The sequence below is a fragment of the Bradyrhizobium sp. TM102 genome (assembly GCF_009176685.1).
GTDB lineage: Bacteria > Pseudomonadota > Alphaproteobacteria > Rhizobiales > Xanthobacteraceae > Bradyrhizobium > Bradyrhizobium ottawaense.
In genome coordinates this window covers 3,485,372-3,506,750 of sequence record NZ_AP021855.1, presented here as the reverse complement: position 1 = coordinate 3,506,750, position 21,379 = coordinate 3,485,372, and the positions used below count along the sequence as shown (strand labels likewise).

Sequence of the window (21,379 nt, the reverse complement as noted above, 5' to 3'; positions counted from 1 at the left end):
GGGCTTTCGTCAACCGCTGCTAGCGCTTAGCTCGCTTTTTCGTGACCTTTTTTGCGGCCTTTTTGGCACCCTTTTTGACAGCCTTCTTGGCGGTCTTTTGGGCTGCCTTTTCGCCGCTTTCTTGCCGGCTTTCTTGGCCGTCTTCTTCGGGCCCCTCACCGCCGTCTTGGCGGCCTTTTTGGCCGATTTGGCGGGTTTTTTGGTCGTTTTGGAGGGCTGTTTGGCTGTTTTCCTGGCTTTCTTGCTCGCCTTCTTGCTGGCCTTGGCCTTCTTGGCCGGGCCCGCCTTGGCTGCGCTTTTGGCGTGGGTCTTGGGCTCGACTGCCCCTGACGCCAGGAGCTGGCGATGAATGGCGCGGGTGACCTCGTCGATGGCCATCATACCGTCGATGGTCGAGAGCTTGCGCCGCTCGGAATAGTAGTGAATCAGCGGTTCCGTCTGGTTGCGGTAGCTGGCCAACCGCTTGGTCAGGACCTCCGGCGTGTCGTCGAGTCGGACCTCCTCCCCGCGCTCACGCATCTGGGCAACGCGGGTCTCGACACGGTTCAGCAGCGCGCTCTCGTTGACGCGGAGCTCGATCACGGCGTCGAGCTTGAGGTGCTTGTGCTTGAGCAGCTCGTCCAGCGCCTCGGCCTGCGGCACGGTGCGCGGGAAACCGTCGAGGATGAAACCGTTCTTGGCGTCCGGCTGGTCGATCCGATCGGAGATGATTCCGACCACGACCTCGTCGGGTACGAGACCACCGCTGGCCATGATCTCCTTGGCCTTCAGCCCGACCGGCGTACCGGCCGCAACCGCAGCACGCAGCATCTCGCCGGTCGAGAGCTGGACGATGCCATAGCGTTGCACCAGCAACTGCGCCTGGGTCCCCTTGCCCGACCCCGGCGGTCCCAGAAGTATAATTCTCATCGGCGTACGCCCCCCGGATTGGTGAGCGATACGTCGCGCACCTGTGTTTTGATATCAAGAGCGGTGCAAACCACAACCAGCGCCCCACCGCCATTGATCATCATACTATAAGGCAGCCCGATCCCGTAAAGCTCGAAGACCTCCGGAATCAACTGCAACACAGTCAGGTAGACGGCTCCGACGACTGTCGTCAATGACACGACGCGGTCGAGATAGTCGGCGGTCGCCTCGCCCGGCGCGACACCGGGAATCGTGCCGTCGCGCGCGGCCAGGGATTTGGCCGCGTGCTCGGGATCGACGACGTAGGCCGTGTAGATGAAGGCCAGCACAAAGATCGCAACCGATCCAAGCACCAGATGGGCCAGCATGCCAAAACCAAGGTGCCGGTAGGCGGCGGCGACCCACGGCGTATCGGCACCAAAGACGTAGGCCAAACCGGCCACCGGCAGAAACAGGATCCAGGGCGCCACCGTGGCCGGCACCAGAAAACCTGCGCTGTTGATCTTGATCGGGAGAATCCCTGCTCGCGCGGGCAGCAGGCGATCTCCGAGTCTGCGCTCGGCGAACTCGACGCCGACATTGCGTCGCGCACCTTCGACGAAGACGATCAGGGCGACGACCCCGATCCAGACGAGCGCGTGGACCAGCACGACGCTGCCGGATACCTGGCCGTCCTGCAGAAGGCGTGCGATGCTGGCGATGTCGACCGGGACATGAACGAGAATATTGACGCTGAGCAGCAGCGCCAGGCCATTGCCGATGCCGTGGCGGGTGATCTGTTCGCTGAGCCAGACCAGGACGAACACGCCACCCACGATCGGGGCCGTGGCCGCGAGCACGGGCCATTCGTCGGGATCGGGGACCAGCGCCGGAATTGTCCGGATGGTCGAGGCGTAGCCGTAGGCCTGGAAGGTGGTGAAGACCAGAGTCACGATCAGCGTGTAGCCGGAGATCCTGCGCCGTCCGCGCTCGCCCGATCTCTCGAGCGAGCTCAAGCGCCGCGATACCAGCGAAACAAGCCGGACGACGACGCGGCCGTCAGATAGGGAAGGATACCGAGCGCGAAGATCGAAAAGCGAACCACATGTTCGCCTGAGAACGACGGGCCCGGCGCCCCCATCCCGACGAACGGAACCTGGGTGCCGAGCCTGAAGAGGAGCAGCGCGCCAATCGTGAAAGCGATCCGGCGCGCGAGCTCCCTTCTCATCTACGGCGGCCGCGCAGCTTCGACTTGCGGATCAGGCCTTCGTATTGATGCGCCAGCAGATAACCCTGCACCTGTGCCACCGTGTCCATGGTGACGCTGACCACGATCAGCAGCGAGGTGCCGCCGAAGTAGAACGGCACCGAGGCGTAGGAGATCAGGATCTCCGGGATCAAGCAGACGATCGCCAGATAGACCGCGCCGAGCACGGTGATGCGCGACAGCACGTAGTCGATATATTCCGCGGTACGCTCGCCGGGACGGATGCCCGGAATGAAGCCGCCGTGCTTCTTCAGATTGTCCGCGGTCTCGGTCGGGTTGAACACGATCGCGGTGTAGAAGAAGGCGAAGAACACGATCAGCGCCAGATACATGATCAGGAACAGCGGACGGCCATGGCCGAGCTGGGTCGTGATCCACTGGAACCATTCCGGCCCGCTGCCCGCGTTGAAGTTCGCTACCGTGGTCGGCAGCAGCAGCAGCGAGGACGCGAAGATCGGCGGGATCACGCCGGAGGTGTTGAGCTTGAGCGGCAGATGCGAGGACTGGCCCTCGAACATCTTGTTGCCGACCTGGCGCTTCGGATACTGGATCAGGAGGCGGCGCTGCGCGCGCTCCATGAACACGATGAAGGCGATCACGGCGACCGCCATGATGATGACGACCAGGATCAGGCCGGTCGACATCGCGCCCTGACGGCCGAGCTCGAGCATGTTGGCGAGCGCGGCGGGCAGCTCGGCGACGATGCCGGCGAGAATGATCAGCGAGATGCCGTTGCCGATGCCGCGCGAGGTGATCTGCTCGCCCAGCCACATCAGGAACATGGTGCCGCCGGTCAGCGTGATCGCGGTGGACAGGCGGAAGAACAGGCCGGGGTCGCTGACGACGTTGCCGGCGCCCTCGAGGCCCACCGCGATGCCGTAGGACTGGAACGCGGCCAGGATCACCGTGAGATAGCGGGTGTACTGGTTCAGCAGCTTGCGGCCGGACTCGCCTTCCTTCTTCAGCGCCTCGAGTTGCGGCGAGACGGTGGTGAGGAGCTGGATGATGATCGAGGCCGAGATATACGGCATGATGTTCAAGGCGAAGATCGCCATGCGGTGGATGCCGCCGCCGGCGAACATGTTGAACATGCCGAGGATGCCGCCCGCCTGGGAGCGGAACACCTGCTCCCAGATATTGGGATCGATGCCGGGGAGCGGGATGTAGGTCCCGAGCCGATAAACGAGCAGCGCACCCAGGGTGAACCAGATGCGCTTCTTCAGTTCGTCAGCCTTGGCAAACGCACCGAAATTGAGATTGGCTGCCAGTTGTTCCGCTGCAGAGGCCATCTTGGACTTTCTCCCGCCGCCTATTGCGCCGTCATGCCCGCGGCCGGGCTACATTATACCGGACACCGGACATTATCTGGGGCTCGGCTTCGATAAGTCCACGTCCCGCACGCGTAAAGGCCCGCGAGCCGCGGGCCAATGACGCAGTTGTTACGCCGCCTCGCCTTCTTCCTTGGCAGGGGCGAGGATCTTCACCGAGCCGCCGGCCTTCTCGACCGCGGCGATCGCGGTCTTGGTGGCGCCGTGGACTTCGATGTTGAGCTTGGACTTGAGCTCGCCGCGGCCGAGCAGCCGCAGACCACCCTTCGGCCGGCGCAGCACGCCGCCCTTCACCAAGGCCTCGACGTTCACGACGCTGCCGGCGTCGATCTTCTTGGCATCGACCGCTTCCTGGAGCCGGTCGAGATTGATCTCGGCGAACTCGACACGGAAGATGTTGTTGAAGCCGCGCTTGGGCAGACGGCGATGCATCGGCATCTGGCCGCCTTCGAAACCCTTGATGCGCACGCCCGAACGCGCGGTCTGACCCTTGCCGCCGCGGCCGGACTGCTTGCCCTTGCCCGAACCGATGCCACGGCCGACGCGCATGCGCTTCTTGCGCGAGCCGGCGTTGTCGGCGATATCGCTGAGCTTCATCGCCCTTCTCCTTATTTACTTCTCGTCGACGATGCGGACGAGATGGTGAACCTTCTCGATCATGCCACGGACTGCCGGGGTGTCCTGCAGTTCGCTGGTGCGACCGATCTTGTTGAGCTTGAGCCCGATCAGCGTCGAGCGCTGCGAGTGATGGCGCCGGATCGCGCTGCCGGTCTGCTCGAGCTTGATCGTCTTGCTGGCCTTGGCCATGGGAGTCTACTCCAGAGCTTCCGTTAGTCGGCAGCCGCCTCGGCATCACCACCGATACGGCGGGACTGCAGAGTGGATACCTTGATGTTGCGGCGGGCTGCGACCGAACGCGGCGAATCCTGATGCTTCAGCGCGTCGAAGGTCGCGCGAACCATGTTGTAGGGGTTCGACGAGCCGATCGACTTGGCGACCACGTCCTGGACGCCGAGCGTCTCGAACACGGCGCGCATCGGGCCGCCGGCGATGATGCCGGTACCGGCGGGAGCTGCACGCAGGTAGACACGGCCCGCGCCATGACGGCCGGCGATGTCGTGATGGAGCGTGCGGCCCTCACGCAGCGAGACGCGGGTCAGGTTGCGCTTGGCGGACTCGGTGGCCTTGCGGATCGCCTCCGGCACTTCGCGTGCCTTGCCGTGACCGAAGCCGGCGCGGCCCTTCTGGTCGCCGATCACGACCAGCGCTGCGAAACCGAAGCGCTTGCCGCCCTTGACGACCTTGGCCACGCGGTTGATGTGGACGAGCTTGTCGACGAACTCGCTGTCGCGCTCCTCGCGCTCCCTGCGTTCACGTCCGCCGCCGCCGCGTTGATCGCGTCCACCACGTTGTTCGCGTTCTGCCATTTTTCCAATCCTTCAGAGGCTTGCGCCTCAATCCTCAAATTCTGTTAGAAGCTCAGCCCGCTCTCACGCGCTGCGTCGGCAAGAGCCTTGACGCGCCCGTGGTAGAGGTAGCTGCCGCGATCGAACACGACTTCCTTGACGCCCTTCTCGGCGGCGCGCTCGGCCAGCAGCTTGCCGACCGCCTTCGCCGCATCGATGTCGGCGCCGGTCTTGCCGCCGTCGCGCATCGACTTCTCGAGCGAAGAGGCAGAGGCCAGCGTCTCGCCCTTCAGGTCGTCGATGACCTGGGCGTAGATGTGCTTGGACGAGCGGAACACCGACAGACGCGGACGACCACCACCGGAGCGGCGCAGCTTCAGCCGCACACTCCGCTTGCGCCGGGCATTGGTAACCTTGGCTTTGGACATGACCGGCTCCGTTACTTCTTCTTGCCTTCCTTGCGGAAGATGAATTCGCCAACATACTTCACGCCCTTGCCCTTGTAGGGCTCCGGCGGGCGATAACCGCGGATCTCGGCCGCAACCTGGCCGACGCGCTGGATGTCGCTGCCCGTCACCGTGATCTCGGTCGGCTTCGGCACGGTGATCGTGATCCCCTCGGGGATCGTGTAGATCACGTCGTGGCTGTAGCCGAGCGCGAGCTGCAGGTTCTTGCCCTGCATCGCGGCGCGGTAACCGACGCCGGTGATCTCGAGCTTCTTCTCGAAGCCCTTGGTGACGCCTTCGACCAGATTCGCGACCTGGGCGCGAGCGGTACCGTAGAGCGCGCGGGCGCGATTGGTCTCGAGCCGCGGCTTGACCATGATCTGGCCGCTCTCGAGCTTCACCTCGACGTCGTCATGAACGACGAACTGAAGCTGGCCCTTCGGCCCCTTCATCTTGACGGTCTGCCCATCGACGGTCGCGGTCACACCCGACGGAACCGCCACAGGCCTTTTGCCAACACGTGACATGGATCAAAAATCCTTCTCAGAACACCGTGAAGAGGACTTCACCGCCCACATTCGCGTCGCGCGCGCTGTGGTCGGCCATGATCCCCTTCGGCGTCGACAACACCGAAATGCCGAGCCCGTTGTTGACCCGCGGCAGGTTCTTCACCGAGGCGTAGACGCGACGCCCGGGCTTGGAAACACGTTCGATCTCGCGGATGACGGGCTCGCCGTCGAAATACTTCAGCTCGATCTCGATCTCGCTGCGGCCCGAGGAGTGCTCGAGCGTGGCGTAACCGCGGATGTAGCCCTCGGACTTGAGGACCTCGAGCACGTTCTCGCGCATCTTCGAGCCAGGCGTGGAGACCTTGGTCTTGGAGCGCATCTGCGCGTTGCGGATACGGGTGATCAGATCGCTGATTGGATCGTGCGTAGACATCTAAACGACCCTCCTTACCAGCTGGACTTCACGAGGCCCGGGACCATGCCCTTGGAGCCAAGTTCGCGCAGCGCGATACGGGACAGCTTGTTCTTGCGGTAGTTCGAGCGCGGGCGGCCCGACAGCTCGCAGCGCAGGCGGATGCGGGTTGCCGACGAGTTGCGCGGCATTTCCGCCAGCTTCAACGTCGCAGCGAAACGCTCCTCCATCGGCAGCTTCTTGTCGGCGATGATCGCCTTCAACCGCTCGCGCTTGGCGGCGGCGTTCTTCACCATCCGCTTGCGCCGGTTGTTCTTCTCGACTGAACTCTTCTTTGCCATGCTTGGCTCCTGGGTATCCGCGTTTGAGAGGCTTTAGGTCAGCGTCTCACTGCCGGAACGGGAAATTGAAAGCGGTCAACAAGGCCCTCGCCTCTTCGTCGGTCTTGGCCGTGGTGCAGACGGTGATGTCCATGCCGCGGGCTTCCGTGACCTTGTCGAAGTCGATCTCGGGGAAAATGATGTGCTCCTTGATGCCGAGCGAGTAGTTGCCGCGGCCGTCGAAGCTCTTCGGGTTCAGGCCGCGGAAGTCGCGGACGCGCGGCAGCGCGACCGTCACCAGGCGATCGATGAACTCGTACATGTGGGCCTTGCGCAGCGTGACCTTGCAGCCGATCGGCTGGTTCTCACGCAGCTTGAAGGTCGCGATCGCGATACGCGAATAGGTCACGATCGCCTTCTGGCCGGCGATCTGGGTCAGCTCGGCAGCGGCGGTCTCGGCCTTCTTGCGATCGTTGACGGAATCGCCAACGCCCATGTTCAGCACGACCTTGTCCAGACGCGGAACCTGCATGACGTTCTCATAACCGAACTTCTCGGTCATGGCCGTGCGGATCTTCGCATCGTATTCCGCGCGCAGGCGCGGCGTGTAAGCGGCCTCAGCCATCGATCTCTGCTCCCGAGCTCTTGGCGATGCGGACCTTCTTGCCGTCCGCCAGAATCTTGAATCCGACGCGGGTCGGCTTTCCGTCCTTGCCGACATACGCGATGTTGGACAGTTGGATCGGCGACTCCTTCGAGATGATGCCGCCCTCCTGGGCCTGCGTCTGCTTCTGATGACGCTTGACCATGTTGATGCCGCGCACGAGCGCCGTGCCGGCGTCGGGACGCACTTCGAACACTTCGCCGGTGCGGCCCTTGTCGCGGCCGGTTAGCACGACGACCTTGTCGCCCTTGCGGATCTTGGCAGCCATCACAGCACCTCCGGCGCGAGCGAGATGATCTTCATGTGGTTCTTCGCGCGCAGCTCGCGCGGCACGGGCCCGAAGATACGGGTGCCGACCGGCTCGGACTGGTTGTTGATCAGAACGGCGGCGTTGCGGTCGAAGCGGATGACCGAACCGTCGGCGCGGCGGATGTCCTTGCGGACGCGCACCACGACGGCCTTCATCACGTCGCCCTTCTTCACCTTGCCACGCGGAATTGCTTCCTTGATCGAAACGACGATGATGTCGCCGATCGTGGCGTAGCGGCGCTTGGAGCCCCCGAGCACCTTGATACACATGACACGGCGTGCGCCAGAATTGTCGGCCACGTCGAGGTTGGTCTGCATCTGAATCATTGATGCACCTCGTCCTCTTCTCTTTGCGCCAGCCCAGCCGGCGCTCAACATTTCCCTGAAGTCAGTCGGCTAAAGCCAACAGATCAGGCGCTTTTCTTGTGTTCGCCCCGGATCACGACCCAGCGCTTCAACTTCGAAATCGGCTTCGATTCCTCGATCCACACCATGTCGCCCGGCTTGAACTCGTTGCTCTCGTCGTGCGCGTGGTAGTTCTTCGAACGGCGGATCGTCTTCTTGTAGATCGGGTGCGTGAAGCGGCGATCGACGCGCACCACGATGGTCTTGGCTTGCTTGTCGCTGACGACCACGCCCTGCAAAGTACGTTTCGGCATCTTCGTAAGCCTCTTACTTCTTCTTCGCGCGCGTCTGCGCGGCGACGGTCTTGATCCGGGCGATGTCACGGCGGGCCTCGCGCAGGCGCGAGGTGTTCTCGAGCTGCCCGGTGGCGCGCTGGAAGCGCAGGTTGAAGCGCTCCTTCTTCAGGTTCAGGACGGCGTCGTCCTGCTGGTCGGGGCTCATCGCGCGGATGTCTTCGATCTTCATCTGGGCCATGGCCATTACTCCGCAATGCGCTCGACGAAGCGCGTCTTGATCGGCAGCTTGGCGGCCGCCAGGGTCAGCGCCTCTCGCGCCGTCTGGGTGTTGACGCCGTCGATCTCGAACAGCACCCGGCCCGGCTTGACGCGCGCGACCCACAATTCCGGCGAACCCTTGCCGGAGCCCATGCGGACTTCGGCCGGCTTCTTCGACACCGGAACGTCGGGGAACACGCGGATCCAGACGCGGCCGGCGCGCTTCATGTGGCGGGTCAGCGCGCGGCGAGCGGCTTCGATCTGGCGCGCGGTGACGCGCTCAGGCTCGGTCGCCTTCAGGCCGAACTGGCCGAACGCCAACGTCGCGCCCGAAGACGCAACGCCGTGGATGCGGCCCTTATGCGCCTTCCGGAACTTCGTTTTCTTAGGTTGCATCATGGCTTTAAGCCCTCAAATTCCTGTGCGGCTTTAGGCTGCAGCCGTATCGCGGCGCTGACGGCCACCACGATCACCACTGCCACCCGTCTCGCCTTCGGCCATTCTCTTGTCCTGGGCCATCGGATCGTGCTCGAGGATCTCGCCCTTGAAGATCCAGACCTTGACGCCGCAGGTGCCGAAGGTCGTGAACGCGGTCGCAACGCCGTAGTCGATGTCGGCGCGCAGCGTGTGCAGCGGCACGCGACCTTCGCGATACCACTCCATGCGCGCGATTTCCGCACCGCCCAGACGTCCCGAGCAGTTGATGCGGATGCCTTCCGCGCCGAGACGCATCGCCGACTGAACGGCGCGCTTCATGGCACGGCGGAACGCCACGCGGCGCTCGAGCTGCTGCGCGATCGACTCGGCCACCAGCGTCGCATCGAGTTCCGGCTTGCGGATCTCGACGATGTTGATGACGACGTCGGACGAGGTGATGTCCGCGACCTTCTTGCGCAGCTTGTCGATGTCGGCGCCCTTCTTGCCGATCACCACGCCCGGACGAGCCGAGTGGATGGTGACGCGGCACTTCTTGTGCGGACGCTCGATCACGATGCGGGCGACGGCCGCCTGCTTGAGCTCCTTGTGCAGGATCTCACGGATCTTGACGTCCTCGTGCAGCAGCTTGCCGTATTCCTGCTTGCCGGCGAACCAGCGGGAATCCCAGGTGCGGTTGATGCCGAGACGCAGACCGATCGGATTGATCTTTTGACCCATCGTGTTCTCCTGCGCCCTTAAGCGGCTGCTTCGGCTTCGACCTGACGAACGATGATCGTCAGCTGCGAAAATGGTTTGTAGACACGGCCCGAACGGCCACGGCCACGAGCGGCGAAGCGCTTCATCACGAGGCCGTTGCCGACGAAGGCCTGAGCCACGACGAGATCGTCGACGTCGAGATCGTGGTTGTTCTCGGCATTGGCGATAGCCGATTCCAGGCACTTCTTCACGTCGACCGCGATCCGCTTGCGCGAAAACTGCAGATCGGCGAGCGCAGCAGCTGCCTTCCGGCCGCGAATGAGCTGGGCGACCAGGTTGAGCTTCTGCGGGCTCACCCGCAGCATCCGGGCGACCGCCTTGGCCTCGTTCTCGGCGAGGCTCCGTTCGCGCTTAGGTTTGCTCATCGTTTAATCCTCAAGCCTTCTTGGCTTTCTTGTCGCCGGAGTGGCCATGGAAGGTCCGGGTCGGCGAGAACTCGCCGAACTTGTGACCAACCATTTCCTCGTTGACGGCCACCGGCACGTGCTTCTGACCGTTGTAGACGCCGAAGGTCAGGCCGACGAACTGCGGCAGGATCGTCGAGCGACGGCTCCAGATCTTGATGACGTCGTGACGGCCGGACGCGCGGGCGGCATCTGCCTTCTTGAGCAGAGAACCCTCGACGAACGGGCCTTTCCAGACTGAACGAACCATGTCCGGCGTTCCTTACTTCTTCCGCTTGTGGCGGCTTAGGAGAATGAATTTGTTGGTCGACTTGTTGGTGCGGGTCTTCTTGCCCTTGGTCGGCTTGCCCCACGGGGTGACCGGGTGGCGGCCGCCCGAGGTACGACCTTCACCACCGCCGTGCGGATGGTCGATCGGGTTCATCGAAACACCGCGGTTATGCGGCTTGCGGCCCAGCCAACGGTTGCGGCCGGCCTTGCCGATCGAGGTGTTCATGTGATCCGGGTTCGACACCGCGCCGATCGTGCCGCGGCAACGGCCGTGCACCAGGCGCTGCTCGCCCGAGTTCAGGCGGATGATCACGTAGTCCTGGTCGCGGCCGACGAGCTGGGCATAGGTGCCCGCGGAACGGGCGAGCTGGCCGCCCTTCCCGATCTTGACCTCGATGTTGTGGATGATCGTGCCGACCGGCATGTTGCCGAGCGGCATGACGTTGCCCGGCTTCACGTCGACGTAGTTGCCGGCGATGATGGTGTCACCCACGGCCAGGCGCTGCGGCGCCAGGATGTAGGCCTGCTCGCCGTCCTGATACTTGATCAGCGCGATGAAGCCGGTGCGGTTCGGATCATACTCGAGACGCTCGACGGTCGCGGGGACGTCGATCTTCTCGCGCTTGAAATCCACGGTGCGCAGCGTCTTCTTGTGGCCACCGCCACGGAAGCGTACGGTGATGCGACCGGTGTTGTTGCGGCCGCCCGAGGAGTGCTTGCCCTCGGTGAGCGCCTTGACCGGCTTGCCCTTGTAGAGGGCCGAACGATCGACCATGACCAGCTGGCGCTGGCCCGGCGTCGTAGGATTGAATGTCTTCAGTGCCATCGTCGTACGACCTTACAGACCGGTGGTGACGTCGATCCGGTGGCCCTCTTCGAGGGTCACGATCGCGCGCTTGGTGTTCGACTGCGAGCCGAGATTGCCGCGGAAGATCTTGGTCTTGCCCTTGCGGACCAGCGTGTTGACGCTCTTGACCTTGACGTCAAACAGCTTCTCGATCGCTTCCTTGATCTGCGGCTTGGTCGCCTTGGCGGCCACCTTGAACAGCACCTTGTTGTGCTCCGAGGCGATCGTGGCCTTTTCGGTCACGACCGGCGACAGGATCACGTCGTAGTGGCGAGCCTCGATGTTCTTCGTCATTTGAAGCGCGCCTCCAGCGCATCGATGGCGGCCTTGGTCAGAACGAGCTTCTGACGGCGCAGGATGTCGTAGACGTTGATGCCCTGGATCGGCAGCACGTCCATGTTCGGGATGTTGCGGGCCGCAGCGGCGAAGCCGTTGTTGAGCTCGGCGCCGTCGATGATCAGCGCGTTGGTCAGACCCAGACCCGAGAAGTGACCGAGCAGCGCCTTGGTCTTGGCGGCTTCCAGCGCGGCCTTCTCGATCACGACGAGATCGCCGTCCTTGGCCTTGGCCGAGAGCGCATGCTTCAGCGCCAGCGCGCGGACCTTCTTCGGCAGGTCGGTGGCGTGCGAACGCACCACCGGACCGAAGGCACGGCCGCCGCCGCGGAACTGCGGCACGCGGGCCGAGCCGTGACGAGCACCGCCGGTGCCCTTCTGCTTGTACATCTTCTTGCCGGTGCGCCAGATCTCGGCGCGGCCCTTGGCCTTGTGGGTGCCGGCCTGACGCTTGTTGAGCTGCCACTGCACGCAACGCGCAATGATGTCCTGGCGCGGCTCGAGGCCGAAAATGGTGTCGGACAGCTGGACCGAGCCGGCTTCCTTACCTTCGAGGGTGGTGACCTTCAATTCCATCTCACGCACCCTCCTGCTGGGCCGCAGCCTCGGCTTCGCCACCGGCAACCTTGAACTTGCCGGGCTTCGGAGCTTCCTTCGGCAGCGGCTTCTTGACGGCGTCGCGCACGCGGATCCAGCCGCCCTTGGAGCCGGGAACGGCGCCTTCGACGAGGATCAGGCCGCGCTCGACATCGAGCTGAACGACGCGAAGGTTGAGCGTGGTGATGCGGTCGACACCCATGTGGCCGGGCATCTTCTTGTTCTTCCAGGTCTTGCCGGGGTCCTGACGGCCACCGGTCGAACCGATCGAGCGGTGCGAGACCGAGACACCGTGGGTGGCGCGCAGACCGCCGAAGTTCCAGCGCTTCATGCCGCCGGCGAAGCCCTTACCGACCGAGGTGCCGGTGACGTCGACGAACTGGCCGACGACGAAGTGGTCGGCGAGGATCTCGGCGCCGACCGGGATCATGGCATCCGCGGTGACGCGGAATTCCTCGACCTGCCGCTTCGGCTCGACCTTGGCGACCGCGAACTGGCCGCGCTCCGCCTTGGGCATGTAAACGGTCTTGCGGCTGCCAGAACCAAGCTGGAGCGCGACGTAACCGTTCTTCTCTTCGGTACGGTGGCCCACGACCTGGCAATTGCCGAGCTTCAGCACGGTCACGGGGATATGTTCGCCGGCCTCAGTAAAGACCCGCGTCATCCCGACCTTTTGTGCGATCACTCCGGAGCGCATCGGCTTGCTTCCTGTTCTTTCTGTCCGCTTGCGCGAACGGGATCCAAAAATCTTAGAGCTTGATCTCGACGTCGACACCGGCGGCCAGGTCGAGCTTCATCAAAGCATCGACGGTCTGCGGGGTCGGATCGACGATATCGAGCAAGCGCTTGTGAGTGCGCATCTCGAACTGCTCGCGGCTCTTCTTGTCGACGTGGGGCGAACGGTTGACGGTGAACTTCTCGATGCGGGTGGGCAGCGGAATGGGTCCGCGGACCTGCGCGCCGGTGCGCTTCGCCGTGTTCACGATCTCGCGGGTCGACGTATCGAGGATACGATGGTCGAACGCCTTGAGACGGATACGAATGTTTTGGCCGTTCATTGCCGTGGTCTCTCTTCAGTGGGGTGGCGAATAGCGAATAGCGAATGTCACCATTCGCTACTCGCCGATCCCTGTTCTCGTAATTACTCGATGATCGAGGCGACGACGCCGGCGCCGACGGTGCGGCCGCCTTCGCGGATCGCGAAGCGGAGCTTCTCTTCCATCGCGATCGGCACGATCAGGTGCACTTCCATCGCGATGTTGTCGCCCGGCATCACCATCTCGGTGCCTTCCGGCAGGTGCACGACACCGGTCACGTCGGTGGTGCGGAAGTAGAACTGCGGACGGTAGTTGGTGAAGAACGGGGTGTGGCGACCGCCCTCTTCCTTGGTGAGGATGTAAGCCTCAGCCTTGAACTTGGTGTGCGGCTTGACCGAACCCGGCTTGCACAGCACCTGGCCGCGCTCGACGTCTTCGCGCTTGGTACCGCGGAGCAGCGCACCGATGTTGTCGCCGGCCTGGCCCTGATCGAGCAGCTTGCGGAACATTTCGACGCCGGTGACGGTGGTCTTCTGGGTCGCACGGAGACCGACGATCTCGATTTCCTCGCCGACCTTGACGATGCCGCGCTCGACACGGCCGGTCACGACGGTACCGCGGCCCGAGATCGAGAACACGTCTTCAACCGGCATCAGGAACGGCTGGTCGATCGGACGCTCCGGCTGCGGGATGTACTCGTCGACGTTCTTCATCAGCTCGAGGATGGCGTCGTGGCCGAGCTTCTTGTCGGAATCTTCGAGAGCGGCGAGCGCCGAACCCTTGATGATCGGGATCTTGTCGCCCGGGAAGTCGTACTTCGAGAGCAGCTCGCGGACTTCGAGCTCGACGAGCTCAAGCAGTTCCGGATCGTCGACCATGTCGCACTTGTTGAGGAACACGACGAGTGCGGGCACGCCGACCTGGCGGGCGAGCAGGATGTGCTCGCGGGTCTGCGGCATCGGGCCGTCAGCGGCCGACACGACCAGGATCGCACCGTCCATCTGGGCGGCGCCGGTGATCATGTTCTTGACGTAGTCGGCGTGGCCGGGGCAGTCGACGTGGGCGTAGTGGCGGTTCGGCGTCTCGTACTCGACGTGCGCGGTCGAGATGGTGATGCCACGCGCCTTCTCTTCCGGCGCCTTGTCGATCTGATCGTACGCGGTGAACGTCGCACCGCCGGCTTCGGCGAGAACCTTGGTGATCGCCGCGGTCAGCGACGTCTTGCCATGGTCGACGTGACCGATGGTGCCGATGTTGCAGTGCGGCTTGTTACGTTCAAACTTTGCTTTGGCCATTTGACTCTCCGTTCAATCGTCAGTTCGTGACCGACGACAATCAGGCAAACTTCTTCTGGACTTCTGCCGACACGTTGGCCGGCGCTTCTGCGTAGTGGTCGAACTGCATGGTGAAGGTTGCGCGCCCCTGGCTCATCGAGCGCAGGTTATTCACGTAACCGAACATGTTCATGAGCGGCACCATCGCATTGATGACGTTGGCGTTGCCGCGCATGTCCTGACCCTGGATCTGACCGCGCCGCGAATTCAGGTCGCCGATGACCGAGCCGGTGTAGTCTTCCGGGGTCACCACTTCGACCTTCATGATCGGCTCGAGCAGGACGGACTTGCCCTTCTGCAAGGCTTCGCGGAATGCCGCGCGCGATGCGATTTCGAAGGCGAGCGCCGACGAGTCGACGTCGTGATACTTGCCGTCGACGAGCTGAACCTTGACGTCGACCACGGGGAAGCCCGCGACGACACCAGAGCTCATCACGCTGTTGAGGCCCTTTTCAACGCCGGGGATGTATTCCTTCGGAACCGCACCACCGACGATCTTGGATTCGAACTCGTAGCCCTTGCCGGGCTCGTTCGGCTCGACCACGATCGACACTTCCGCGAACTGACCGGTACCGCCGGTCTGCTTCTTGTGAGTGTACTTGACCTCGGCCTTCTTGGTGACGCGCTCACGGAACGCAACCTGGGGCGCGCCGATGTTGGCGTCGACCTTGTAGGTGCGGCGGAGAATGTCGACCTTGATGTCGAGGTGGAGTTCGCCCATGCCCTTGAGAATGGTCTGGCCGGACTCCTGGTCGGTCGACACGCGGAAGGACGGATCCTCCGCAGCGAGCTTGGCCAGAGCCACGCCCAGCTTTTCCTGGTCGGCCTTGGACTTCGGCTCGATCGCGATCTCGATGACCGGCTCGGGGAATTCCATCTTCTCGAGGATCACCTGCTTGTCGGGATCGCACAGCGTGTCACCGGTGCGCGCTTCCTTCAGGCCGGCCAGTGCGACGATGTCGCCGGCATAGGCTTCCTTGATGTCTTCGCGATTGTTCGCATGCATCAAGAGCATGCGACCGATGCGCTCCTTCTTCTCACGGGTCGAGTTCACGACGCCGGTGCCGCTCTGCAGAACGCCGGAGTAGATGCGGCAGAAGGTGATGGTGCCGACGAACGGGTCGTCCATGATCTTGAACGCGAGCAGCGCGAGCGGCTCCTTGTCGTCCGCCTTGCGCACGACTTCGTTGCCGCGATCGTCGGTGCCCTTGATCGCGGGCACGTCGATCGGCGACGGCAGATAGTCGACGACGGCGTCGAGCAGCGGCTGGACGCCCTTGTTCTTGAAGGCCGAGCCGCACAGTACGGGATAGAACGCGCCGGTCAGGACCGCCTTGCGGATCAGCCGCTTCAGCGTCTCTTCGTCCGGCTCCTTGCCGTCGAGATAGGCGGCCATGGCGTCGTCGTCGAGCTCGACGGCGGCTTCCACCATCTTCTCGCGGTATTCCTTGGCCTGCTCGACCAGATCTTCCGGGATGTCGACATAGTCGAACTTCGCGCCGAGCGATTCATCGTTCCAGATGATGCCCTGCATCTTCACGAGGTCGACGAGACCCTTGAAGTTGTTCTCGGCACCGATCGGAAGCTGGATCGCGATCGGCTTGGCGCCGAGGCGGTCGACGATGTCGGCCAGGCACTTGAAGAAGTCGGCGCCGGTCTTGTCCATCTTGTTGGCGAAGACGATGCGCGGAACCTTGTACTTGTCGCCCTGGCGCCAGACGGTCTCGGTCTGGGGCTCGACGCCCTGGTTCGAGTCGAGCACGCAGACGGCGCCGTCGAGCACGCGCAGCGAACGCTCGACTTCGATGGTGAAGTCGACGTGGCCGGGGGTGTCGATGATGTTCAGGCGCTTGCCGGCCCAGAATGCAGTGGTCGCAGCCGAGGTGATCGTGATGCCACGCTCCTGCTCCTGCTCCATCCAGTCCATCGTCGCGGCACCTTCGTGCACTTCGCCGATCTTGTGGCTCTTGCCGGTGTAATAGAGGATGCGCTCGGTGGTCGTCGTCTTACCGGCATCGATATGCGCCATGATACCGAAGTTGCGGTAATTCTCTATGGCATGAACGCGGGGCATAGGGTGTTCCTTAGATTCCGTGTGTCGCCGTTACCAGCGATAGTGCGAGAAGGCGCGATTGGCTTCCGCCATCCGGTGCACGTCTTCACGCTTCTTGACGGCATTCCCGCGGTTGTTCGACGCGTCCAGGAGCTCGGCCGAGAGCCGCTCGGTCATGGTCTTCTCGTTGCGATCACGCGCAGCGGAGATCAGCCAGCGGATGCCCAGCGCCTGACGGCGGGTCGAACGAACTTCGACCGGAACCTGGTAGGTCGCGCCGCCGACGCGGCGGGAGCGCACTTCGATCGTCGGCATGACGTTCTCGAGTGCCTGCTCGAACACGCCGAGCGGGTTCTGCTTGGTCTTGGTTTCGATGATACCGAACGCACCGTAGACGATGCCTTCGGCGACCGACTTCTTGCCGGCGTACATCACCGAGTTCATGAACTTCGTGACGATGATGTTCCCGAACTTCGGATCGGGAAGGACTTCGCGCTTTTCCGCTGAGTGGCGACGAGACATGGAGCTGGTTCCCGCTTACTTCGGACGCTTCGCGCCGTACTTCGAACGACGCTGCTTACGGTTCTTGACGCCCTGGGTATCCAGAACGCCGCGGAGGATGTGGTAGCGCACGCCGGGCAAGTCCTTGACGCGACCACCGCGGATCATGACCACCGAGTGCTCCTGGAGGTTATGGCCTTCACCGGGGATGTAGCCGATCACCTCGAAGCCGTTGGTCAGGCGCACCTTGGCGACCTTACGAAGCGCCGAGTTCGGCTTCTTCGGGGTCGTGGTGTAGACGCGGGTGCAAACACCACGCTTCTGCGGCGACTGCTGCAGCGCCGGCACCTTCTTGCGCGACTTCTGCACTTCACGCGGTTGAGCGATCAGCTGGTTGATCGTCGGCATCCTGGCCTTACCCTTTGTTCTGTCGCAGACCCTTTTCGGATCCGCTGTCTTGCCGCAGCCCGTCGCCGGGACTGCAAATTCTTTCGAGCTACCCGCCCGACGAGGTCGCCTTCCGCGGAACAATCCGCACAAAGCGAAATCGCGCCAACCGCCCCATCAACGGGCGGAAAGCGCTTCGACGCCACAGAGGACCGCAGTATTGAGGCCGATCAGCATAAAGCCGCGGCCCGCGCACTGAGGTCATGCATCCGAATTCGATCTCAAGAGAATAAGCTCAAGAGAACTAGAATCGCACTGGCATTGCCTAGCTATGATCGACAGCGTTTGAGCGGCATTCGTCGAGGTTGGTGCCCGCCTTTTAGCGATCCCTGGTGGCTTTAGTCCTTGGGGATCTAACGGGTGGCCCGTTCCGACGCTGGCGATGCTCACCGCCTGTCGTTAAGTGAGGCGCTTTCTATGCGTGAGAATCGATCAAGTCAAGGCGAAACGACAGCCACGAAGCGCTTCAGGAGCCTGTCAAAATCGCGGTTTGCCGCCCTCGCCGCACCACTCCGATATGGGAACGGACTCTCGGTTCCGCCAGCTTGAGAATTATTATACCCGGGCGAAAAGTACTTTTATAACCAGGGCTAAGGCTTTTTTTCCTGTTGATGCGTCAATCTGGGCCCTTCGGCAGGAAATGGGCGCCATGCGGTACACCGACATTGCCATTATCGGCGGCGGATTGGCGGGCTCGACCGCCGCCGCGATGCTCGGCCGGGCCGGCATTTCGACCGTCCTGATCGATCCGCATGAGAGCTATCCGACGGACTTTCGCGTCGAGAAACTCAGTGGTCAGGAGCAGGTTGGGCGATTCCTGAAGACCGGAATCGCAGAATCAGTGCTGCGCCGCGCGACCTTTACCGGCGAGAACTGGATCGCCCGCTTCGGCCGCCTGCTCGACAAGGCACCGAGCCGGCAGTTCAACATCCTCTACGATTCCCTGGTCAACGCGGTCCGCGACGAAATCCCCGCTTCCGTCGAGCGCATCTGCGCCAAGGCCATCGCCGTCGAGACGAGCGAGGAGCGGCAGCGGGTCGTGCTCTCCAATGACGAGACGATCTCGGCCCGCCTGGTGGTGCTCGCCAATGGCCTGAATGTCGGCCTGCGCCACCAGCTCGGCATCGCCCGAAAAGTCATCAGCGCCTGCCATTCGATCTCGATCGGGTTCGACATCGTCCCGGTCGGGCGCTCAGCATTCGCCTTCCCGGCTCTGACCTACTTCTCCGAACGTCCGAGCGACCGCATCCCGTACATCACGCTGTTTCCGGTCGGCACGCGGATGCGCGCCAATCTGTTCGTCTATCGCGCCTGCGACGACCCCTGGCTGCGCGAGCTGCGCCGCGCCCCGACCGAGACGCTGGATGCGGCCCTGCCCCGGCTCGAGGCCGTCACCGGCCCGTTCGAGATCCCGGGCGAGATCAAGATCCGCCCGGTCGATCTCTACGTGAACGATTGCCGCGGCCAGCCCGGCCTCGTGCTGGTGGGCGATGCCTTCGCGACCTCCTGCCCGGTCGCCGGCACCGGCTGCGACAAGGTCTTCACCGACGTCGAGCGGCTCTGCAACGTCCACATCCCGGCCTGGCTCGCCTGCGACGGGATGAGTGCGGCCAAGATCGCTGCCTCCTACGCAGATCCGGTCAAGCGGGCCTGTGACGAATGGTCGGCGGCGAAGGCGTTCGACTTCCGCTCAGTCTCGATCGGTACGAGCCCCTACTGGACGGCGCAGCGCTGGGCCCGCTTCATCGCCTGGTCGGCTCAAGGCCTGCTGCGGCCGCTTGGAGGCGCCTTCGAGCTGGAGCCGAACTTGCTCGGTCATTCCTCCTCCTCGTCGTCCTCGTCCTCGGCATCCTCGAGGTCGTCTTCGTCCTCATCGTCCCTGCCGTCGTCGGCGTGAGCCGCCGCGCCGTGCGGCTGATGGATCTGGTCGTTCCACAGCTTGCGATAGGTCCCGTTCTTGGCGAGCAGCTGGGCATGCGAGCCGCGCTCGATCGCCCTGCCCCCTGAGATCACGATGATCTCGTCCATCTCCACCACCGAGGTCAGGCGGTGGGTCGACCAGATCATGGTGCGGCCCTTGGCGACCTTGAGCAGCGTGCGGTTGATTGCGGCTTCCGTGGTCTGGTCCAGCGCCGAGGTGGCTTCGTCCAGCAGCAGCACCGAGGGGTTGCGGATGACCGCGCGCGCGATCGCGATGCGCTGGCGCTGACCGCCCGACAGGGTGTCGCCGCGCTCGCCGACCGGCGTGTCGTATCGCTGCGGCAGGCTCATGATATAGCGGTGGATCTCGGCCTTCTTGGCGGCCTCCTCCACCTCCTCGTCGGTCGCGCCCTCCTTGCCGAGCCGGATGTTCTCGCGGATCGACATGTTGAACAGCATGTTCTCCTGGAACACCACCGCCATGCTCCGGCGCAGCGAATCCAGCGTCACTTTGCGGACGTCGACGCCGTCGATGGTGACCCGCCCCTCGTCGGGCACGTAGAGCCGCAGGATCAAATTGAGCAACGTGCTCTTGCCGGAGCCGCTGGGGCCCACGATCGCGATGCGCTTGCCCGCGTTGAGCTTGAGACTGAGATTGTCCAGCACCGGGGTCTGACTGCCCTCGTACTGGAAGGTGACGTGATCGAACGTGATGTCGTTGGTGATGCGCGGCAAATCGGGCGCGCCGGGGCGGTCGGCAGCGCGGGTCGGCTCGTCCAGCAGCTCCTGCATGTGCCGGATCGCCGCCGCCGAGGAGATCGACACCGGGATGAAATGCATCACATGGGCGATGTTGTAGGAGACCTCCCAGAAGGCGCTCTCGAAGGTGACGAAGGTGCCGATGGTGATCTGGCCCTTGGTGGCAAGATAAGCGCCGATCGCGAGCACCACGAGGTGCAGCATCAGCACCGAGATGGTGACCGTCCGCTCCACCATGGTCGACAGGAACGCGGCTGAGGCGATCTTGTCGCGCGCCTCGTGGTTGCGGAAGGTGAAGAAGCCGAACATCTTGCGCTGCAGGCTGAACGCCTTGATCACGGCCTGCGCCGCCACGTTCTCCTGCACCATGCCGAGCAGCGCGCTCTCGTTGAGCTTCTGCTCGTAATTGGCCTGCACCGCCTTGGGCGTCAGGATCCGCGGGCCGATCAGTGTGATCGGGAACACAAGCAGCGCGACCGCCGCGAGCTGCCAGTTCAGGAACACCATCAGGATGATGCCGGCGATCAGCTCCAGAAACGGCAGCGCGGCACTGTTGGCAAACGTCTTGACCGAGCCTTCGAAGGCCGACAGGTCGACGGAGAAGCGCGACAGGATCTCACCGCGCTTGGTGCGGCCGAAATAGGCCGCCGGCAGGTCCTGAACGTGCTCGAACAGGCGCTTGCGGACGTCGGAAATGATGCAGGCGGCCAGCCGCGCGTCCCAGCGCTCGTACCAGACCGCGACGATCGAGGTGAAGATGCCGGCGACGGCGAGCACGCCGAGGATCTTGTACAGCGCCTGGAAGTCCTCCTCCCCGAGCGCGTCGTCGATCAGGAACTTGAGGCTGAGCGGCATGATGACGTTGAACAGCGTCTCGACGCAGACGCCAAACGCCACGAAGGACAGCATCCGCTTGTAGTTCGCCAGGAACGGCTTGACGAACCCGACGATGGTCGCGAGCGCGCCCGCGGCCTCGCGCGCGGTAAAGACGACGAGGTCCTCGTCCTCATCTTCGTCGTCGAGCTCCAGCTCGTCATCCGCCTCGTCTTCGGCATCCTCGTCGTCTTCGAGGTCCGGCTTGGCAGTCGACGCGAGCTTGTCGTCGAGCTCGGCCGCCTCTTCGGCGGCGAGCTTCTGTTTGTCGGGCGAGAAAGGCTTGGATGCCATGAAACCAACCGATGCTGACGGCCGGCATGACCGCAGAGAAAGCAGGACATAGCGGAAAGCCGCTAT

Annotated in this window: 31 protein-coding genes; 1 reads left to right on the top strand and 30 read right to left on the bottom strand. The window is 63.5% G+C overall.

Features of this window, described 5'->3' with window-relative positions:
* Positions 1–9: 9 nt before the first annotated feature.
* From GDN70_RS16640 to rpsL, 29 genes are all read right to left on the bottom strand, one after another.
* Positions 10–909, bottom strand: coding sequence for an adenylate kinase (locus tag GDN70_RS16640; protein ID WP_244625891.1), 900 nt, complete (start codon positions 907–909; stop codon positions 10–12).
* On the bottom strand, positions 906–1,904 hold the full coding sequence (locus GDN70_RS16635; protein ID WP_244625890.1) for a preprotein translocase subunit SecY: 999 nt from the start codon (positions 1,902–1,904) through the stop codon (positions 906–908). The genes GDN70_RS16640 and GDN70_RS16635 overlap by 4 nt, the downstream gene beginning before the upstream one ends.
* On the bottom strand, positions 1,901–2,116 hold the full coding sequence (locus GDN70_RS35515) for a hypothetical protein (RefSeq protein WP_244625889.1): 216 nt from the start codon (positions 2,114–2,116) through the stop codon (positions 1,901–1,903). The genes GDN70_RS16635 and GDN70_RS35515 overlap by 4 nt, the downstream gene beginning before the upstream one ends.
* Positions 2,113–3,444, bottom strand: a complete 1,332-nt coding sequence (secY, locus tag GDN70_RS16630) for a preprotein translocase subunit SecY (RefSeq protein WP_028141002.1) — start codon at positions 3,442–3,444, stop codon at positions 2,113–2,115. Before secY ends, GDN70_RS35515 begins: the two co-directional genes overlap by 4 nt.
* 150 nt (positions 3,445–3,594) lie before the next feature.
* Positions 3,595–4,080, bottom strand: a complete 486-nt coding sequence (gene rplO / locus GDN70_RS16625; protein ID WP_028141003.1) for a 50S ribosomal protein L15 — start codon at positions 4,078–4,080, stop codon at positions 3,595–3,597.
* A 15-nt stretch (positions 4,081–4,095) separates the two neighbouring features.
* Positions 4,096–4,290 carry a 50S ribosomal protein L30 gene (rpmD, locus tag GDN70_RS16620; RefSeq protein ID WP_018322272.1) on the bottom strand — a complete coding sequence of 65 codons (195 nt, stop codon included), beginning with the start codon at positions 4,288–4,290 and terminating at the stop codon, positions 4,096–4,098.
* Between the two features lie 23 nt (positions 4,291–4,313).
* Positions 4,314–4,910, bottom strand: coding sequence for a 30S ribosomal protein S5 (rpsE, locus tag GDN70_RS16615; protein WP_018322271.1), 597 nt, complete (start codon positions 4,908–4,910; stop codon positions 4,314–4,316).
* 44 nt (positions 4,911–4,954) lie between these two features.
* Complete coding sequence (gene rplR, locus GDN70_RS16610) at positions 4,955–5,317, bottom strand: 50S ribosomal protein L18 (protein ID WP_007603036.1); 363 nt, start codon at positions 5,315–5,317, stop codon at positions 4,955–4,957.
* Between the two features lie 11 nt (positions 5,318–5,328).
* Complete coding sequence (gene rplF, locus GDN70_RS16605) at positions 5,329–5,862, bottom strand: 50S ribosomal protein L6 (protein WP_028141004.1); 534 nt, start codon at positions 5,860–5,862, stop codon at positions 5,329–5,331.
* Between the two features lie 16 nt (positions 5,863–5,878).
* Positions 5,879–6,277 carry a 30S ribosomal protein S8 gene (gene rpsH, locus GDN70_RS16600; RefSeq protein ID WP_018322269.1) on the bottom strand — a complete coding sequence of 133 codons (399 nt, stop codon included), beginning with the start codon at positions 6,275–6,277 and terminating at the stop codon, positions 5,879–5,881.
* 14 nt (positions 6,278–6,291) lie between these two features.
* Positions 6,292–6,597 (bottom strand): 30S ribosomal protein S14, encoded by a 306-nt coding sequence (rpsN, locus tag GDN70_RS16595; protein WP_018322268.1) that lies wholly within the window; start codon positions 6,595–6,597, stop codon positions 6,292–6,294.
* A 46-nt stretch (positions 6,598–6,643) separates the two neighbouring features.
* Positions 6,644–7,201 (bottom strand): 50S ribosomal protein L5, encoded by a 558-nt coding sequence (gene rplE, locus GDN70_RS16590; RefSeq protein WP_018322267.1) that lies wholly within the window; start codon positions 7,199–7,201, stop codon positions 6,644–6,646.
* Entirely contained in the window at positions 7,194–7,508 is a 315-nt protein-coding gene (gene rplX, locus GDN70_RS16585) for a 50S ribosomal protein L24 (RefSeq protein WP_007603031.1), read from the bottom strand. The genes rplE and rplX overlap by 8 nt, the downstream gene beginning before the upstream one ends.
* Positions 7,508–7,876, bottom strand: a complete 369-nt coding sequence (gene rplN / locus GDN70_RS16580) for a 50S ribosomal protein L14 (protein WP_007603030.1) — start codon at positions 7,874–7,876, stop codon at positions 7,508–7,510. The genes rplX and rplN overlap by 1 nt, the downstream gene beginning before the upstream one ends.
* Positions 7,877–7,959: 83 nt before the next feature.
* Positions 7,960–8,208 carry a 30S ribosomal protein S17 gene (gene rpsQ, locus GDN70_RS16575; protein WP_007603028.1) on the bottom strand — a complete coding sequence of 83 codons (249 nt, stop codon included), beginning with the start codon at positions 8,206–8,208 and terminating at the stop codon, positions 7,960–7,962.
* A 13-nt stretch (positions 8,209–8,221) separates the two neighbouring features.
* On the bottom strand, positions 8,222–8,428 hold the full coding sequence (rpmC, locus tag GDN70_RS16570) for a 50S ribosomal protein L29 (protein WP_026202715.1): 207 nt from the start codon (positions 8,426–8,428) through the stop codon (positions 8,222–8,224).
* A gap of 5 nt (positions 8,429–8,433) precedes the next feature.
* Positions 8,434–8,847, bottom strand: coding sequence for a 50S ribosomal protein L16 (gene rplP / locus GDN70_RS16565; protein ID WP_008136349.1), 414 nt, complete (start codon positions 8,845–8,847; stop codon positions 8,434–8,436).
* Between the two features lie 30 nt (positions 8,848–8,877).
* Positions 8,878–9,603 carry a 30S ribosomal protein S3 gene (gene rpsC / locus GDN70_RS16560; protein ID WP_014494500.1) on the bottom strand — a complete coding sequence of 242 codons (726 nt, stop codon included), beginning with the start codon at positions 9,601–9,603 and terminating at the stop codon, positions 8,878–8,880.
* A 17-nt stretch (positions 9,604–9,620) separates the two neighbouring features.
* A complete protein-coding gene (rplV, locus tag GDN70_RS16555) occupies positions 9,621–10,007 on the bottom strand; it encodes a 50S ribosomal protein L22 (protein WP_008136353.1) in 387 nt (128 codons plus the stop codon).
* 10 nt (positions 10,008–10,017) lie between these two features.
* Positions 10,018–10,296 carry a 30S ribosomal protein S19 gene (rpsS, locus tag GDN70_RS16550; protein ID WP_008136357.1) on the bottom strand — a complete coding sequence of 93 codons (279 nt, stop codon included), beginning with the start codon at positions 10,294–10,296 and terminating at the stop codon, positions 10,018–10,020.
* Positions 10,297–10,308: 12 nt separating this feature from the next.
* Positions 10,309–11,142, bottom strand: a complete 834-nt coding sequence (rplB, locus tag GDN70_RS16545) for a 50S ribosomal protein L2 (RefSeq protein ID WP_018322265.1) — start codon at positions 11,140–11,142, stop codon at positions 10,309–10,311.
* Between the two features lie 12 nt (positions 11,143–11,154).
* Entirely contained in the window at positions 11,155–11,457 is a 303-nt protein-coding gene (locus GDN70_RS16540; protein ID WP_018322264.1) for a 50S ribosomal protein L23, read from the bottom strand.
* Positions 11,454–12,074: a 50S ribosomal protein L4 gene (rplD, locus tag GDN70_RS16535; protein ID WP_020508797.1), complete on the bottom strand. Its 621-nt coding sequence runs from the start codon at positions 12,072–12,074 to the stop codon at positions 11,454–11,456. The genes GDN70_RS16540 and rplD overlap by 4 nt, the downstream gene beginning before the upstream one ends.
* A 1-nt stretch (position 12,075) precedes the next feature.
* On the bottom strand, positions 12,076–12,792 hold the full coding sequence (rplC, locus tag GDN70_RS16530) for a 50S ribosomal protein L3 (protein ID WP_028141005.1): 717 nt from the start codon (positions 12,790–12,792) through the stop codon (positions 12,076–12,078).
* A gap of 52 nt (positions 12,793–12,844) precedes the next feature.
* On the bottom strand, positions 12,845–13,153 hold the full coding sequence (gene rpsJ / locus GDN70_RS16525) for a 30S ribosomal protein S10 (protein ID WP_002712302.1): 309 nt from the start codon (positions 13,151–13,153) through the stop codon (positions 12,845–12,847).
* An 83-nt stretch (positions 13,154–13,236) separates the two neighbouring features.
* On the bottom strand, positions 13,237–14,427 hold the full coding sequence (gene tuf, locus GDN70_RS16520) for an elongation factor Tu (protein ID WP_008136415.1): 1,191 nt from the start codon (positions 14,425–14,427) through the stop codon (positions 13,237–13,239).
* A 40-nt stretch (positions 14,428–14,467) separates the two neighbouring features.
* Positions 14,468–16,540 carry an elongation factor G gene (fusA, locus tag GDN70_RS16515; protein ID WP_038950207.1) on the bottom strand — a complete coding sequence of 691 codons (2,073 nt, stop codon included), beginning with the start codon at positions 16,538–16,540 and terminating at the stop codon, positions 14,468–14,470.
* Positions 16,541–16,570: 30 nt separating this feature from the next.
* Entirely contained in the window at positions 16,571–17,041 is a 471-nt protein-coding gene (gene rpsG, locus GDN70_RS16510) for a 30S ribosomal protein S7 (RefSeq protein WP_018322260.1), read from the bottom strand.
* 15 nt (positions 17,042–17,056) lie between these two features.
* Positions 17,057–17,428: a 30S ribosomal protein S12 gene (gene rpsL / locus GDN70_RS16505; RefSeq protein ID WP_007603006.1), complete on the bottom strand. Its 372-nt coding sequence runs from the start codon at positions 17,426–17,428 to the stop codon at positions 17,057–17,059.
* Positions 17,429–18,116: 688 nt separating this feature from the next.
* Between rpsL and GDN70_RS16500 the strand changes: the two genes are divergently transcribed.
* On the top strand, positions 18,117–19,364 hold the full coding sequence (locus GDN70_RS16500; protein WP_152102790.1) for an NAD(P)/FAD-dependent oxidoreductase: 1,248 nt from the start codon (positions 18,117–18,119) through the stop codon (positions 19,362–19,364).
* Here the strand turns inward: GDN70_RS16500 and GDN70_RS16495 are convergent.
* Positions 19,283–21,313, bottom strand: coding sequence for an ABC transporter ATP-binding protein (locus GDN70_RS16495; protein ID WP_152102789.1), 2,031 nt, complete (start codon positions 21,311–21,313; stop codon positions 19,283–19,285). The two genes, GDN70_RS16500 and GDN70_RS16495, sit on opposite strands and share 82 nt — an antisense overlap.
* Positions 21,314–21,379: the final 66 nt, after the last annotated feature.